The sequence below is a fragment of the Nonomuraea sp. NPDC026600 genome (genome assembly GCF_040638335.1).
GTDB lineage: Bacteria > Actinomycetota > Actinomycetes > Streptosporangiales > Streptosporangiaceae > Nonomuraea.
On the sequence record NZ_JBEZYD010000002.1, the window covers coordinates 1 to 12,973 of the forward strand.

Below are 12,973 nucleotides of genomic sequence, written 5' to 3' on the forward strand. Positions count from 1 at the left end.
GCCTTCGCGGACTAACACGTCCGACAGATCACGCGGACTGTCCATCAACCGCAGGTCCAGACGCTGCCATCCGACACGGAATTGCGGATCCTACACCGGTAGCCCAGTCCTCGTTCGGCGTTGGTCAGGTCGGCCGCTAACGGGCCGGCCAGCAGCCACGGGTGATCGCCGACACTAGGATCCGGCCGCTCGCCGGGCAGCAGCACGGGCAGGGTGCGTTCCATGAGGCCCAGCGAACCAGTTCAGGCGGTTGTCATGAACGCGTTGACGCCGGTGAGCTCTGCCGACAGTCTCCACAAGCGCGCGGTCTGTTCGGGGTCGACCGCCATGCCGTCGCCGAAGGGTTCGGCGATGTCGCAGTCCTCGCAGTAGACGCCGCCCTTGCCGGCCAATTGCGGTGAGGTCGCAGCCCATACCTGCGTCGCCGCGCCCTGCGCAGGCGTCTTGAAGTCGTCGTTCACCTGATTGCCGGCCGCATCGATCCAGCCGGCGTCGATCATCTCCTCCTTGGTGAGGTGGCGTTGCAGCGGGGTGAGGATGTACCCCGGATGCACTGAGAACGCCCGGACTCCGGCGTCCCGGCCGAGCACGTCGAGCTCCGCGGCGAACAGCACGTTCGCCGTCTTCGCCTGTGTGTATGCCTGCCATTTGTCGTAGCCGTGCTGGAAGTGCACGTCGTCCCAGCGCAGTCCTGAGACCAAGTCGAAGCCGGAGGCCACGACGACAACGCGGGCCGCCCCGCCACGGGCGATCGCCGGCCAGAGCAGGTTGACAAGCGCGTAGTGGCCAAGGTGGTTGATCGCGAACTGCGCTTCCCATCCGGGGCCGACCCGTGTCTCGGGACAGGCCATGATCCCGGCATTATTGATCACGATGTCGATCTCCCGACCCGACGCCAGAAACCGATCGGCGAATTCGTGGACACTGCCAAGTTCGGCCAGGTCCACCTCGTCGACCTCGACGCCATCGATGCCCTCGGCCATCTCCCGAGCGGCCGCCCTCCGCCGGGCGGGGACGATGACGTGGGCTCCGGCGCGGGCGAGCGCGCGGCTGGTCTCCAGCCCGAGACCCGAATAGCCCCCAGTGACGACGGCGAGCTTGCCGGAGAGATCGATCCCACGCAGGACGTCGTTCGCGGTACTCCGGGTGCCGAATCCCGATCCAAGCTTGTGTTGAGGCGTTGTCATGATCCGAAAGCTAGATGCTAGACCTTGGTCTAGGTCAATAGCGTACGCTCGGCTCCATGACCGGCAGCACACCGGAACTGAGCATCGGGCAGGTCGCGGAGCGCACCGGGCTGAGCGTGCACACCCTGCGCCTCTACGAGCGTGAAGGCCTCTTCGCCAGTCAGATAAGACGGAGAACGAACGGCCGCCGCATCTACAGCGAGTGGGATGTGGAGTGGCTGTCCAGCTGCATGAGGTTCCGCGCCTCCGGGATGCCCCTCGCCACGATTCGGCGCTTCGCCGAACTGATCCGGCAAGGCCCCGGCAATGAAGACGAGCGACTGGCGTTGCTGCGCCAACATCAGCAGCAGGTCCTCGCTCGGATCGCCGAACTCACCGAGTGTCTCAACCTGATCACCCAGAAAGTCGGGGTCTACGAAGAACACGTGTCGCAGGGTACGGCGAGCGCCCTCTGGAGCACCGGCAACCACACGTAGGCGTCGACGGGTCCCGGCGGTGCAGGGCCGCAACCAGGCGCATCTGACCAGGGCGATCCTTGCGACCCACCGACGTCCAGGGCCTTGGTGGCTCCGGTCGTGTCGTCGCAGGCTGCGCCTTGATCGAGAAATCTCGATGAGAGCTCAACGCTAAAGAGGAGACATCTGGATGGCTGCTTCGCGAGCCGCCCTCACACGCGACGACCTGAGGCTGAAAGTCGCCGTCCAGCGTGGGCAGCTCAGCGGCACGGATTTCCGGGTGATCCGGCCGGCTAGACCGTTGAAGAACGGGGCACTCTACAAGGCCCGAGATTGGTACGAGATGTATGCGGACCGGAGGGACGGCCGACGCATTGGCACTCTGATGCTGCTCGCGGCGCGATCCCCGCGATCCCTGATCTACCTGCCGACGCGCGCCACCTCGACCGCTCCCGGGGTCGGCTGGGACAACGAGAAGCGGCTCGAACTCGTGCTGGCCCATCGCGCGGTGCAGTTCCGGCCCTCCCGGTGGAAGCAACTGCGGGAGCGCATCAACGCAGGGAACGCTCCCCGAGAGCTACGCACCGCAAGCATCCCGGCAAGAGACCTGTCGGCCGGCCACGGGCTCAAGACCTCAGGGCGAAGCGATCCGAAGCACAGCAACCTGCTTCACCAGGCCGTTTATGCCGAGACCCTGTTCCTGGTGGGCGGCACGACGGCGTTCCGGGAGGCGGCACAGGAGATCTTCGCCGTTACCAAGGACGGGCCACCCCACGCCGCGACGGAGCATTACATTCCCGGCGCCTGCAATTACCACGTCTGCCGCAGCCTCTACGACTGGCCGGATCTGGAGGAGCACGACTGGGACCAGTTCCATGTGGAGTTCTGCCCGCAATGGGCGAGATGATCAGGCGAAGGACTCCCGGCAGGTCATCGCTCCGGCCAGGCCCGGTCATCAACAGATCACGATCTCGGACTGCCGTACTAGGCGGCTGACGTTGAGTGGTGCTACGGCGATAATCCCAAGAACCACCTCTTTTGAGCTGGGCAAACGGTTTATGGTGGAGATGTCGCGCAACCGGAAAAGGGGGCAGGAATATGGCCGGATTTGACTGGAATCCCGAACCGGCAACCACCCCTCGCAGTGAGCACACGGGCATCCGAATAGCGAAAGCGCGGAACCTCCGAGGGTTCACCCAAGAGGGCCTAGCCATGCGAGCGAACGTGTCACGCAGCCTGCTCGCCAAGGTCGAGACGGGAGCGAAACCCGCGACTCCATCCCTGGTCGCGGCCGTCGCGAGAGCGTGCGCCGTGGACCCGGCGGAGATCAACGGCCAGCCATACCGGGGTAACGATAAGAACAGCGATGCGGTACACGCGACCATTCCGGCAATTCGGATGGCCTTGGCGTACGTGGATATCGCGCCCGAACTCGACGCGCCTCCTCGGACCCTGGGCGAGTTGCGCACCGAGATAGCCGAGCTGCGAAAGCTTCAGAAAGCCGCATCGCATGTCCGTCTCGGCGCTCGCCTGCCTGCGGTTCTGGAGGAGTTGACCGTCCACGCCATGGAGATGGATGTCGCGCGGGCATGGCGCATGCTCAACCGCGCCCAAGCCTTGGCCGGATCGCTGGCACGTCGGCTGGGCTACAACGATCTCGCTCAGGTCATTGTCGAGCGGACCTCCGTCTCCGCGCAGCGTGCCGAGGACGAGCACCTTCCCTGCCTGGTCTCGCTCGGTCGAGCGAGGCTGCTCATGACGCTCGGAGCATGGGACGTAGCCCTCAAGATGATCAAGAATGCGGCGAGTAAGATCGATCAGGACAACCCGGTCTCAATGGAGGTCTTCGGCTCCCTCCACCTCAGTGCCGCCATCGCCGCCGCGAGGGCCGGTAAGGCTCCGGATGCCTGGGAGCATCACGGCGCGGCTTCGGACGCTGCGGCTCGAATCAGCCCGCGAGACCGCCGCGATCCTTACGGCCTTCAGATGAACCCCCAGAATGCGGCCATTCATGGTTGCGCGGTGGCCGTCGAACTGGGGGACGCCGACGAGGCGATCAAGCTGGACCGCGAACTCGATCTGGGACAGCGCTCCGTCGGTGGTGAGCGGCGGGCTCATCACGAACTTGACATGTCTCGTGTCCACTTGTGCGGAAATGATCACGAAAGGTCGCTCAAGCGCGTCCTTCACGCGGAGCGGGTCGCGCCGCAGATGACCCGGTTCCACCCCTCTGCCAGAGAGACGGTCCGCCAGCTCCAGCGTAGTTACCGGAAGCCCCCCGAGTCGTTGCGTTTGCTGGCCGGCCGCATGAGCATTTAGCAGCCGGTTTGTCAAGGGGGCTCGTGTGCACTTGCTGTGCACAATGGCCCCCTTCCCCGTTTCTACGGTCGCTGTGATGCGAGACCCGCGGTCCTCGCACGCAAGATCAGCAAGGCTGAGACCTTGGAGGACGGGTGAGACGACGTACGGCGTCAACCAGATCGAGTGGGCCACCCGGCGAAGCCAGTCGGAGCGATCAGCAGCCTCCCGCAAGACGCCGGGACTGGGATCCGGACAAGCGACGCGTCGCATGGGAACTGGACCGCTCTGAGCCTGGATGGGCCGTGTTCTATGGCCCGTACAGTCGCCGCTTCTGGGCGATCGCCGCCTGGCTATCCCCATGCCCCCTTGTCTTGGACGCCGGGGATATCGTCGAACTGCGCACTCTCATGCGCGACGCGGACGCCGCGTATGGGCTGAGGATGGCATGACGGCGGATGGCTCGTGGCGGCAGCCGGGGTGCCGTATCGAGATCACGAGCATGGAGCACAGCCCGACGACTACACGGGCGCTCGGGTCGCGGCTCATCGGTGCCATGGGCCGGGTGGTCGCTCATTTCCGCCCTGGCGTGGTCGCCTTGATCGAACTTGATGGGCCGCAGTGGGATCTACCGCAGGGGGTGCGACGCTGGTCGGTGCACTGGGATGACCTCACTCCGCACCCAGAGCGGTGCGCCGAACCGCCGCCTGCCTACTGGGTGGGACTTTCAGGCCTTGAACGAGAGGCCGTACAGCATGCGATGCGAGATAGCGAGGAAATTGGCCTCTGCGGCGATGTGGCGTATCCCTTGCCGTTCACCGGCTGGTCTCTTCCGTTCGCCTCCACCAGCGCGCGAGCTTGCCCGACTTGCGCATGGTTGGTAGGAGCAGAGCTATGCCCTAGTAGTGCGGTGGGCCAGGGCTGAAGAACGAAGCCGTGGACCGTCGATCGCTGTCAGCCGGATGCCCTCGGGGTGCGAGCCAAGCTCCATGCCTTTGGGGGGTCGAAGGGGGCGGAGCCCCCTGGGAAGCACGGCTGAGTGCCACTCGCGCGTAGCGCGCCGAACGGCGATGACCGAGTTTGTCAGGCCCGCCGTCGTGCCCGATAAGCGGCCACGTGCATCCGGTTCCCACAAGTACGGCTGTCGCAGTAAACCCGCGACCGATTGCGCGACTCGTCCACGAACACCCGGTCGCAGTCAGGCGCCGAGCAGGTCCGAAGACGTTCCCACTCCTCGTCCACCACCAGATGCGCCAGCGCCACGCCGCAGTCCGCCGCCAGATGCTCGGAAAGGGTCGCGTCCGGGGCGAAGTAGTGCATGTGCAACGGATGCCCATCGTGCTCCGTCAACCGGGGCGTGATGCGCGTCTTCGACAGGAGCCCGTTGAGGAGTCGTACGGCCGTCGGCTGGTCCGGGGCGGTGAAGACGCGGTGGAAGGCCTCGCGCACCAGCCGCACCTGCCCGAGGTCGCGGGCCGTGAGGGCGCCGATGCCGCTGACCTGGCGCGACTCGACGAAGCCGTGCAGGTCGGCCAGCTCGGCCAGGCCGTCTTCGCCGCCGGTCGACGGGGAGGTGTTGACCAGCTCTACGACCGTGGCCAGCGAATGCACCATGTCATGGCCAAACGGCATGTTGACTCCTGTCGACGACCGGTTCTAGCGTGGTCGCAGCGTATCTCTCTCCAAGGGTGTCGGGGGTTTCTGTGAGTGCACATCGTCGTATCGTGCTGATCGCGATAGCGGGTGCGCTGATCATCTCCACCTCCGCGCCCCTGGTGCGGTTGTCGGGGGTCTCGCCGGCCACCTCGGCGTTCTTCCGGTGCGCGTACGCGCTGCCGCCGATGCTGGTGCTGGCCTGGTTCGAACGGCGGAAGCTGGGCCCCCTGCCGGCCCGGAGCCGCAACCTGGCGTGGCTGGCGGGCGTGCTGTTCGCGTTCGACCTGCTGTTCTGGCACCAAGCTATCAAGTACGTGGGCGCGGGGCTGGCGACCGTGCTGGGGAATCTGCAGGTCTTCATCGTGGCCTTCGCGGCGTGGGCGCTCTTCCGCGAGCGGCCGTCGAACCGGCTGATGCGGGCCACCCCGGTGGTGTTCGCCGGCGTGGTGCTGATCTCGGGGGTCTTCGACAGTGCCGCATACGGGGCGAACCCGGTGCTCGGGGTGGTGACGGGTGTGGCCACCTCGATCTCGTACGCGGCGTTCCTGCTGGTGTTGAAGGGCGGCTCGGGGCGTACGGTCGGGCCGTTGGCGCACGCCACCGTCGTGGCCACGGTCGCGATGGCCGCGCTGAGCCCGGTGTTCGGGGGCGCCGACTTCGTGCCGAGCTGGCCGGCGCACGGCTGGCTGCTGCTGCTCGCGCTCGGCCCGCAGGTGATCGGCTGGACGCTGATCTCGTTCTCGCTGCCCAGGCAGCCCGCCGCACTCACCGCACTGCTTCTGCTCATCCAGCCCATGACGACGGTCGCGCTGTCGGCCATGCTGCTCGGCGAGCACCCGTCGCCGTTCCAGCTCGCCGGGTGCGGGGTGATCGTGCTGGGAGTGCTGTACGGCTCGCGTCGTGCTCAGCCCGCCCGTACCGTGGCCGAACAGACGGAGCAGGTGCCGAACACCTCGACCGTGTGAGTGATCTCGGTGAAGCCGTGCTCCGAGCCGACCGTCTCCGCCCAGCGTTCGACGGTGGGACCGGCCACCTCGACCGTCCGGCCGCAGCGGCGGCACACCAGGTGGTGATGGTGGTCGCCGCTGGCGCACGCGCGGTAGACGGACTCGCCGTCGTCGGTGCGCAGCACGTCGACGAGGCCGCCGTCGGCCAGCGCCTGGAGCGCCCGATAGACCGTGGTCAGGCCGATCTTGGCGCCGTGGGCGCGCATCTCGGCGTAGACGTCCTGCGCGCTGCGGAAACCATCACTCTGGCGGAGAGTGTCGTGCACGGCGTCACGTCTTGTGGACATCATCGTGTGACCTCCTCGACGCGCATGCTGGATCGCTCGCTCACTGTGGACTCCCGGGGTCTGCCTCGCCGTACGAACTTACCGACACCGAGCGCCAGGACGAAGCCGCAGAGGGCAAGAAGCACGATCGCGGCGCCCGGCGGCACCCTGGCGGACAGCGTCGAGCCGAGCAGCCCGCCCACCGCCGCGATGACGCCGAACAGCATGGCCAACCCCATCGTCGAACGGAACCCTCTGGTGAGCTGCTGACTGGTCGCCACCGGGATCACCATCAGCGCGCTGACCAGCAGCAACCCGACCACGCGCATGGCGATGACCACGGTCAGCGCGGCCGTGACGGCGATCAGCAGGCTGAGGAAGCGTACCGGCAGACCACTGGCCCGGGCCATCTCCTCGTCCTGGCAGAGCACGAACAGCTCCCTGCCGAAGATCATAACCACCGCGATCACTGCGACGGCCAGCGCGCCGATGATCCAGATGTCCTGGGTGGTGACGCTGGCGATGGCGCCGAACAGGTACGAGTTCAGTTTGGCGTTGCTGCCACCCGGCGCGATGCCCATGAGCATGACGCCGCCCGCGATGCCGCCGTAGAACAGCAGCGCCAGAGCCACGTCGCCGCTGGTACGCCCGCGCGCCCGGACCAGTTCGATGGCCACGGCGCCGATGACGGCCACGGCCACGGCCGTGAGCACGGGCGCGGTGCCGGTCAGGAAGCCCAGCGCGACGCCGGTCAGCGCCACGTGCCCGATGCCGTCGCCGAGCAGGGCGAGCTTGCGCTGGACGATGAACGTGCCGACAGCGGGTGCGCAGAGCCCCACCAGCAGGGCCGCGATCAGCGCGAGCTGGAAGAACTGCTTGTCCAACAGCTCGATCATGACTCTCCCCGCCATCCGGAAAGGGGTCCCGAGGCCGTCTCGGCGGCGTGCGGGTGTACGTGTTCGTGTCCTGGCCGCGCGCAGTCGCCCTCGGGCCGGGGCGGCCTTCCGTCGTGCGCGATCCGGCCCTCGCGGACCACCACGCCGCGGGTGATGAGCGGCTCGAGCGGGCCGAGCTCGTGTGCGACGAGCACGATGGTCTTGCCGTTCAGCACCAGCGAGGCCAGCGTATCGGCGAGCAACTGCTGGGTGCCGGCGTCGACACCCGCGGTGGGTTCGTCCATCACGTACGTGTCGGGCTCGCCCGCCAGCGCGCGGGCGATCAGCACCCGCTGCTGCTGGCCGCCGGACAGTGACTGCACCGGGTCGCCCGCCCGGTCGGACAGCCCGACGGCCTCGAGCGCGCTCGCCGCCGCCGCCTTGTCCTCGGGGCTGGTACGGCGCAGCCGGCTCTGCCTGGCGATGCGGCCGGAGGTCACGACCTCGCGGACCGTGGCGGGCACCCCGCCGCCGACGGCCAGGCGCTGCGGCACGTAGCCGATGCGCCACCACTCGCGGAACTTCGCCGGCGGCGAGCCGTACACCAGGGTCTGGCCGCCCGAGAGCGGGGTGAGGCCCAGCAGGGTGCGGACCAGCGTGGACTTGCCGGAGCCGTTGGCGCCCATGACGGCGACGACCTCGCCGGGGCGGACCGTGAGGTCGATGCCGCGCAGGATGTCCCGCCGGTCCAGGCTCACCCGGCCGCCGGTCATGGAGAAGGCGCTGTCGGTCATGCCGTGCACCCCAATGCGCTCTGCAGGGTCTTCAGGTTGGCGCGCATGGCCGACAGGTAGTCGCCCGGCGGCTTGCTCTCCAGCGGGTCGAGCACCGCCGTCTTCGCGCCGATCTCCTTGGCGAGCACTTCGGCGACCTTGGGGCTGACCAGGGATTCGGTGAAGATCGTGGTCGCCTTCTCGTCCTTGGCCAGCTTGGCGACCTCGGCGATGCGGGCGGGGGAGGGCTCGGCCTCCGGGTCGAGGGTGATGCCGATCTGCTTGAGGTGATAGCGGTCGGCCAGGTAGCCGAACGCCTGGTGGCTGGTGACCAGGGTCTTGGTCCCGCAGGTGGTCAGGCTCTTGGCGTACTCCTGGTCGAGTGTCCCCAGCGCGCCCGCCGTCTTGACCGCGCGGTCCCGGTAGCCCTGGGCGTGCGCGGGGTCGACGGCGGCCAGCCGCTCGCCGAGCTTGGTGGCGACGGTGGCCAGGCGGGAGGGGTCCAGCCAGAGGTGCGGGTCGTACCCGATGTCGTGGCCTTCTTCGTGCTCACTCGCGGGGAGGGTCTTGACGGCGGTGGCGGCGTCGAAGCTCTTGTCCTGGGCGACCGCGTCGTCCACGGCGGGCTGGACGCCCTTGATGTAGACGGTCAGCGCCGCGTCCTCGAGCTGGGCCACCTGGTGCGCGCCGAGCTCCAGGTCGTGCGGTTCGACGCCGGGGGCGGTCAGCACCGACACGTTCACGTCCGAGCCCCCGACCTGCTCGGTGAGCCACTGGAGCGGGTAGAAGGCGGCGATCACGGCGGGCTTGCCGTCCTTCGCCGTGTCGGCGGCGCCGGAGCCGGAGCAGGCGGCGGACGTCAGGGTGATCGCGAGGATTGCAGCACTGATTCGGGGCGTTCGGGACATCACGCCACCGATTATGGGGAAAATGAAAATGATTGTCAAAATCTATGGCTAAAACACTCCGAAACGGTCGGCCGCAAGGACCAGCAGGAAGGCCAGCATCACGACCCGCAGTAGCCGCCCGCCGACACTCAGCGACGGCCAGGACAGGTACGCCAGCCAGCCCACGAACGCCAGCACCGGCAGCACCGCCACGCCGCCCAGCCAGTTGTTCACGGCGAACCCGGTCAGCAGGAGCACCACCAGCACGGCGGGCGCCGCCCACTTGGGCACCTGCGTGAACAGGAACGCCATCGGGGTCGCGCTGCGCTCCTCGACGGACTTGCGCAGGCCGGTCGCGCCGGGCGTGAAGAACTGCTCGCCGGCGGGAAGCGGTCGCCGGGGATTCTTGCGGCGGTTGTCTTTGGAGGCCACAGGCCGAGCCTAGCGCCGACGGGTCCTGCCGCCCGCGCGCCGGATTCGGCCGGGGGATCCCGCCGCCGCGCGCCGGATTCGGCCGGTGCGTGCGAGCAGGCCAGGGGCTGGAATCGCCCAGCGGTGTGTAATCGTCTGACATCCTGGTGTGCGTGCTCGCCGTAATCCGTTACACCGTCCCAGAGTCCCAGTCCCAAGACTTCGTCAAGCAAGGCCATGTCATCCTTCAGACGCTGGCCGACCAGCCCGGATTCCTGCGCGGCCGATTGGCCCGCTCGGTCGACGAGCCCAATCTGTGGGCGCTGGTCAGTGAGTGGGAGGGCGCCGGATTTTACCGGAGGGCCCTGTCCGCGGCGCGGATGGCGATGTATCCCCTGATGATCCTCATGGTCAACGAACCGAGTGCGTTCGAGGACGTTTACCTACAAGACGGAGAGTAGAAATACTCGCGCGCGAGGGCTCCCGGGCGTCCCCTAAGCTGGGAGCTCATCCAATTTCCCTCGCCGACCTCCAGCCGGAAAGAGACGCAACCAAATGGCACGACGCACAGACGTCATGGACACGATCGTCAGCCTCGCCAAACGCCGCGGGCTCGTTTACCCGTCGAGCGAGATCTACGGCGGACTGCGCGCGTCGTGGGACTACGGTCCCCTGGGCGTCGAGCTGAAGAACAATGTCAAGCGGCAGTGGTGGCTGTCGATGGTCCAGTCGCGCGACGACGTGGTGGGCCTCGACTCCTGCGTCATCCTGGCTCGCGAGGTCTGGCAGGCCAGCGGCCACGTGGAGACCTTCACCGACCCGCTGACCGAGTGCCAGTCGTGCCACAAGCGCTACCGCGCCGACCATCTCCTTGAGGCGTACGAGGAGAAGAACGGCAAGTCGCCCGAGAACGGCCTTGCCGACATCACCTGCCCCAACTGCGGCAACAAGGGCGCTTTCACCGACCCGAAGCAGTTCAGCGGCCTGCTCAAGACCTACCTCGGCCCGGTCGAGGACGAGTCCGGCCTGGCCTTCCTGCGCCCGGAGACCGCGCAGGGCATCTTCATCAACTACCTCAACGTGCAGCAGTCGGCGCGCAAGAAGATCCCGTTCGGCATCGGCCAGGTCGGCAAGTCCTTCCGCAACGAGATCACGCCGGGCAACTTCATCTTCCGCACCCGCGAGTTCGAGCAGATGGAGATGGAGTTCTTCGTCAAGCCGGGCAGCGACGAGGAGTGGCACCAATACTGGATCGACGAGCGCTTCCGCTGGTACTCCGATCTGGGCATCAACAAGGACAACCTCCGGCTCTACGAGCACCCCAAGGAGAAGCTGTCCCACTACTCCAAGCGCACGGTCGACGTCGAATACCGCTTCAACTTCGCGGGCGGCGAGTGGGGCGAGCTCGAAGGCATCGCCAACCGCACCGACTTCGACCTGACCGCCCACTCCAAGGCGTCGGGCGTCGACCTGAGCTTCTTCGAGCAGGACACGGGCGAGCGTTACGTGCCCTACGTCATCGAGCCGGCGGCGGGTGTCGACCGGGCCACGCTGACGTTCCTGCTCGACGCCTACACCGAGGACGAGGCGCCCAACGCCAAGGGCGTCATGGAGAAGCGCACGGTCATGCGGCTCGACCACCGGCTCGCCCCGGTCAAGGCCGCGGTGCTGCCGCTGTCGCGCAACGCCGACCTGTCGCCGAAGGCCCGCGACCTGGCCGCGCAGCTGCGCCGGCGGTGGAACGTCGAGTTCGACGACGCGGGCGCGATCGGCCGGCGCTACCGGCGCCAGGACGAGATCGGCACGCCGTTCTGCATCACGGTCGACTTCGACACCCTTGAGGACCAGGCGGTCACGATCCGCGAGCGCGACTCGATGGCTCAGGAGCGCATCTCCCTCGACGCCGTCGACTCCTATCTCCGTCAGCATCTGAACGACTAGTTCTCTGCTACGGCCAGCCAGCCGCTTTCTCTTTTCTGTTTTACGGCCGGCATGGGCCAGCCCCACCCGGTGCGCGGGGCTGGCGTCTGTCCAGGGGCACGCTCCTGAGGTTCACGGGGCTGGGCGCCGTGACGTGCGCACTCTTGACCCCGTTCGCGGTCTTTCGAGACCGTGGGCGGGGTCGCTGTCGTCATGCCTGAGGCGTCCCGTTCACCAGGGTGTCGCGGGGTCGTCTGCCAGGGTCAGGACAGGTGTTCGCCGAACCAGTCCAGGACTCGCTGGTAAGCCTGCGCGGCGACCTGCGCGTTGTAGCGCGGGCCCGTGTCGTTGAAGAAGGCGTGGTTCACGCCCGGGAAGGTCACGATCTCGTGGGGGAGCCCGGCCTTCTCCAGGGCGGCCTTGGCGGCGTCCCTGCTGGCGTTGACGCGGTTGTCCTGCTCCGCGTAGATGGCCAGGACGGCGGCCTTGGTGCCCGTGAAGTCGGCGTGGTCGGGCAGTGGGCCGTAGAACGGTGCGGCGGCGGACAGGCGCGGTTCGGCCGAGGACAGCAGGAGCCACGTCATGCCGCCGCCGAAGCAGAAGCCGATCATGCCCAGCTTCGCCCCGTTCGCGCGCTTGGCCAGCTCTCCCAGCCCCGCCTTCATGTCGGCGACGAAGCGTTCGGGTGCGATCTCGCCCAGCTTGGCGGTGGCCTGCGCGGTGTCGGCGAACGAGGCCGTGCCGCCCTCACGTGACAGCAGGTCGATCGCCAGGGCCGAATAGCCGCTCGCGGCGAGCCGGCCGGCCACCGAGCGGATGTGGTCGGTCAGGCCGCGGTTCTCGTGGATGACCAGGACAGCGCCCTTCGGATCGGCGGCGGCGGCCCAGGCGCCCTGCAGTGTCGTCCCTTCGGGGCCGGGAAAGGTGATGGCCCGCGTGGGCAGGGGCGACGGGCCGGCCGCGGAGGCGGACGCGGCCGGTGTGCCAGCGGGACCGGAGGAGACCGTCGGGGCGGCGGCACCCGACGAGGCCGCCGGAGTGGCGGCGCCGGACGAGGTCGCCGGTGTGCCGCGAGCCAGTTCCGGTGGCGCGCCACAGGCGGAGAGCAGGGCGCTGGCGGCGGGCAGGCCGATCCCGAGGAGACCCAGCCGGCGCAGCGCTTCGCGACGTGGGATGAGGCCGTCCGCGTGGTCGATGGCCACCTCTTCCGCGAGGTAGCGCTGGATAGGCGTCATGCC

At 67.8% G+C, this 12,973-nt stretch carries 15 protein-coding genes; 6 read left to right on the forward strand and 9 right to left on the reverse strand.

From position 1 onward, the window contains the following. Positions 1–44: 44 nt before the first annotated feature. Both AB0F17_RS03715 and AB0F17_RS03720 read right to left on the reverse strand, forming a co-directional pair. The gene (locus tag AB0F17_RS03715) at positions 45–224 is read right to left on the reverse strand and encodes a hypothetical protein (protein WP_358015693.1); all 180 of its coding nucleotides are present in this window, start codon (positions 222–224) and stop codon (positions 45–47) included. An 18-nt stretch (positions 225–242) separates the two neighbouring features. Beyond that, complete coding sequence (locus AB0F17_RS03720; RefSeq protein ID WP_358015696.1) at positions 243–1,187, reverse strand: SDR family NAD(P)-dependent oxidoreductase; 945 nt, start codon at positions 1,185–1,187, stop codon at positions 243–245. A 56-nt stretch (positions 1,188–1,243) separates the two neighbouring features. Between AB0F17_RS03720 and AB0F17_RS03725 the strand changes: the two genes are divergently transcribed. The 3 genes from AB0F17_RS03725 to AB0F17_RS03735 all read left to right on the forward strand — a co-directional run bounded on the left by AB0F17_RS03725 (position 1,244) and on the right by AB0F17_RS03735 (position 3,961). Then, positions 1,244–1,663, forward strand: a complete 420-nt coding sequence (locus tag AB0F17_RS03725; protein ID WP_358015699.1) for a MerR family transcriptional regulator — start codon at positions 1,244–1,246, stop codon at positions 1,661–1,663. A gap of 169 nt (positions 1,664–1,832) precedes the next feature. Continuing rightward, entirely contained in the window at positions 1,833–2,549 is a 717-nt protein-coding gene (locus AB0F17_RS03730) for a hypothetical protein (RefSeq protein ID WP_358015702.1), read from the forward strand. Positions 2,550–2,740: 191 nt separating this feature from the next. Continuing rightward, entirely contained in the window at positions 2,741–3,961 is a 1,221-nt protein-coding gene (locus AB0F17_RS03735; protein WP_358015705.1) for a helix-turn-helix transcriptional regulator, read from the forward strand. 1,062 nt (positions 3,962–5,023) lie between these two features. On the opposite strand, the gene AB0F17_RS03740 is transcribed toward AB0F17_RS03735, so the two are convergent. Further along, the gene (locus AB0F17_RS03740) at positions 5,024–5,572 is read right to left on the reverse strand and encodes a CGNR zinc finger domain-containing protein (protein WP_358015708.1); all 549 of its coding nucleotides are present in this window, start codon (positions 5,570–5,572) and stop codon (positions 5,024–5,026) included. Positions 5,573–5,664: 92 nt separating this feature from the next. Between AB0F17_RS03740 and AB0F17_RS03745 the strand changes: the two genes are divergently transcribed. Then, a complete protein-coding gene (locus AB0F17_RS03745; protein ID WP_358015711.1) occupies positions 5,665–6,561 on the forward strand; it encodes a DMT family transporter in 897 nt (298 codons plus the stop codon). Here AB0F17_RS03745 and AB0F17_RS03750 read toward each other — a convergent pair. The 5 genes from AB0F17_RS03750 to AB0F17_RS03770 are packed head-to-tail and all read right to left on the reverse strand — an operon-like array spanning position 6,501 to position 9,836. After that, complete coding sequence (locus AB0F17_RS03750) at positions 6,501–6,890, reverse strand: transcriptional repressor (protein WP_358017345.1); 390 nt, start codon at positions 6,888–6,890, stop codon at positions 6,501–6,503. The genes AB0F17_RS03745 and AB0F17_RS03750 overlap by 61 nt on opposite strands. Next, entirely contained in the window at positions 6,890–7,765 is an 876-nt protein-coding gene (locus tag AB0F17_RS03755) for a metal ABC transporter permease (protein ID WP_358015714.1), read from the reverse strand. Before AB0F17_RS03755 ends, AB0F17_RS03750 begins: the two co-directional genes overlap by 1 nt. Continuing rightward, positions 7,762–8,538, reverse strand: coding sequence for a metal ABC transporter ATP-binding protein (locus AB0F17_RS03760; protein WP_358015717.1), 777 nt, complete (start codon positions 8,536–8,538; stop codon positions 7,762–7,764). Before AB0F17_RS03760 ends, AB0F17_RS03755 begins: the two co-directional genes overlap by 4 nt. Continuing rightward, entirely contained in the window at positions 8,535–9,425 is an 891-nt protein-coding gene (locus AB0F17_RS03765) for a metal ABC transporter substrate-binding protein (protein ID WP_358017348.1), read from the reverse strand. Before AB0F17_RS03765 ends, AB0F17_RS03760 begins: the two co-directional genes overlap by 4 nt. Positions 9,426–9,473: 48 nt before the next feature. Further along, entirely contained in the window at positions 9,474–9,836 is a 363-nt protein-coding gene (locus AB0F17_RS03770; protein WP_358015720.1) for a DUF6703 family protein, read from the reverse strand. Between the two features lie 152 nt (positions 9,837–9,988). Between AB0F17_RS03770 and AB0F17_RS03775 the strand changes: the two genes are divergently transcribed. Together AB0F17_RS03775 and AB0F17_RS03780 are read left to right on the forward strand one after the other, a co-directional pair. After that, positions 9,989–10,276 (forward strand): antibiotic biosynthesis monooxygenase family protein, encoded by a 288-nt coding sequence (locus AB0F17_RS03775; protein ID WP_214638288.1) that lies wholly within the window; start codon positions 9,989–9,991, stop codon positions 10,274–10,276. Positions 10,277–10,370: 94 nt separating this feature from the next. Further along, a complete protein-coding gene (locus AB0F17_RS03780) occupies positions 10,371–11,756 on the forward strand; it encodes a glycine--tRNA ligase (protein ID WP_358015723.1) in 1,386 nt (461 codons plus the stop codon). Between the two features lie 242 nt (positions 11,757–11,998). Here AB0F17_RS03780 and AB0F17_RS03785 read toward each other — a convergent pair whose 3' ends face one another. Next, positions 11,999–12,970, reverse strand: coding sequence for a dienelactone hydrolase family protein (locus AB0F17_RS03785; protein ID WP_358015726.1), 972 nt, complete (start codon positions 12,968–12,970; stop codon positions 11,999–12,001). Positions 12,971–12,973: the final 3 nt, after the last annotated feature.

Coding starts and splice junctions, on each gene's coding strand:
- AB0F17_RS03720 (WP_358015696.1), bottom strand. CDS start 1,187: ATGACAACGCCTCAACACAAGCTTGGATCGGGATTCGGCACCCGGAGT.
- AB0F17_RS03785 (WP_358015726.1), bottom strand. CDS start 12,970: ATGACGCCTATCCAGCGCTACCTCGCGGAAGAGGTGGCCATCGACCAC.
- AB0F17_RS03725 (WP_358015699.1), top strand. CDS start 1,244: ATGACCGGCAGCACACCGGAACTGAGCATCGGGCAGGTCGCGGAGCGC.
- AB0F17_RS03765 (WP_358017348.1), bottom strand. CDS start 9,425: ATGTCCCGAACGCCCCGAATCAGTGCTGCAATCCTCGCGATCACCCTG.
- AB0F17_RS03740 (WP_358015708.1), bottom strand. CDS start 5,572: ATGCCGTTTGGCCATGACATGGTGCATTCGCTGGCCACGGTCGTAGAG.
- AB0F17_RS03780 (WP_358015723.1), top strand. CDS start 10,371: ATGGCACGACGCACAGACGTCATGGACACGATCGTCAGCCTCGCCAAA.
- AB0F17_RS03730 (WP_358015702.1), top strand. CDS start 1,833: ATGGCTGCTTCGCGAGCCGCCCTCACACGCGACGACCTGAGGCTGAAA.
- AB0F17_RS03755 (WP_358015714.1), bottom strand. CDS start 7,765: ATGATCGAGCTGTTGGACAAGCAGTTCTTCCAGCTCGCGCTGATCGCG.
- AB0F17_RS03735 (WP_358015705.1), top strand. CDS start 2,741: ATGGCCGGATTTGACTGGAATCCCGAACCGGCAACCACCCCTCGCAGT.
- AB0F17_RS03750 (WP_358017345.1), bottom strand. CDS start 6,890: ATGTCCACAAGACGTGACGCCGTGCACGACACTCTCCGCCAGAGTGAT.
- AB0F17_RS03760 (WP_358015717.1), bottom strand. CDS start 8,538: ATGACCGACAGCGCCTTCTCCATGACCGGCGGCCGGGTGAGCCTGGAC.
- AB0F17_RS03715 (WP_358015693.1), bottom strand. CDS start 224: ATGGAACGCACCCTGCCCGTGCTGCTGCCCGGCGAGCGGCCGGATCCT.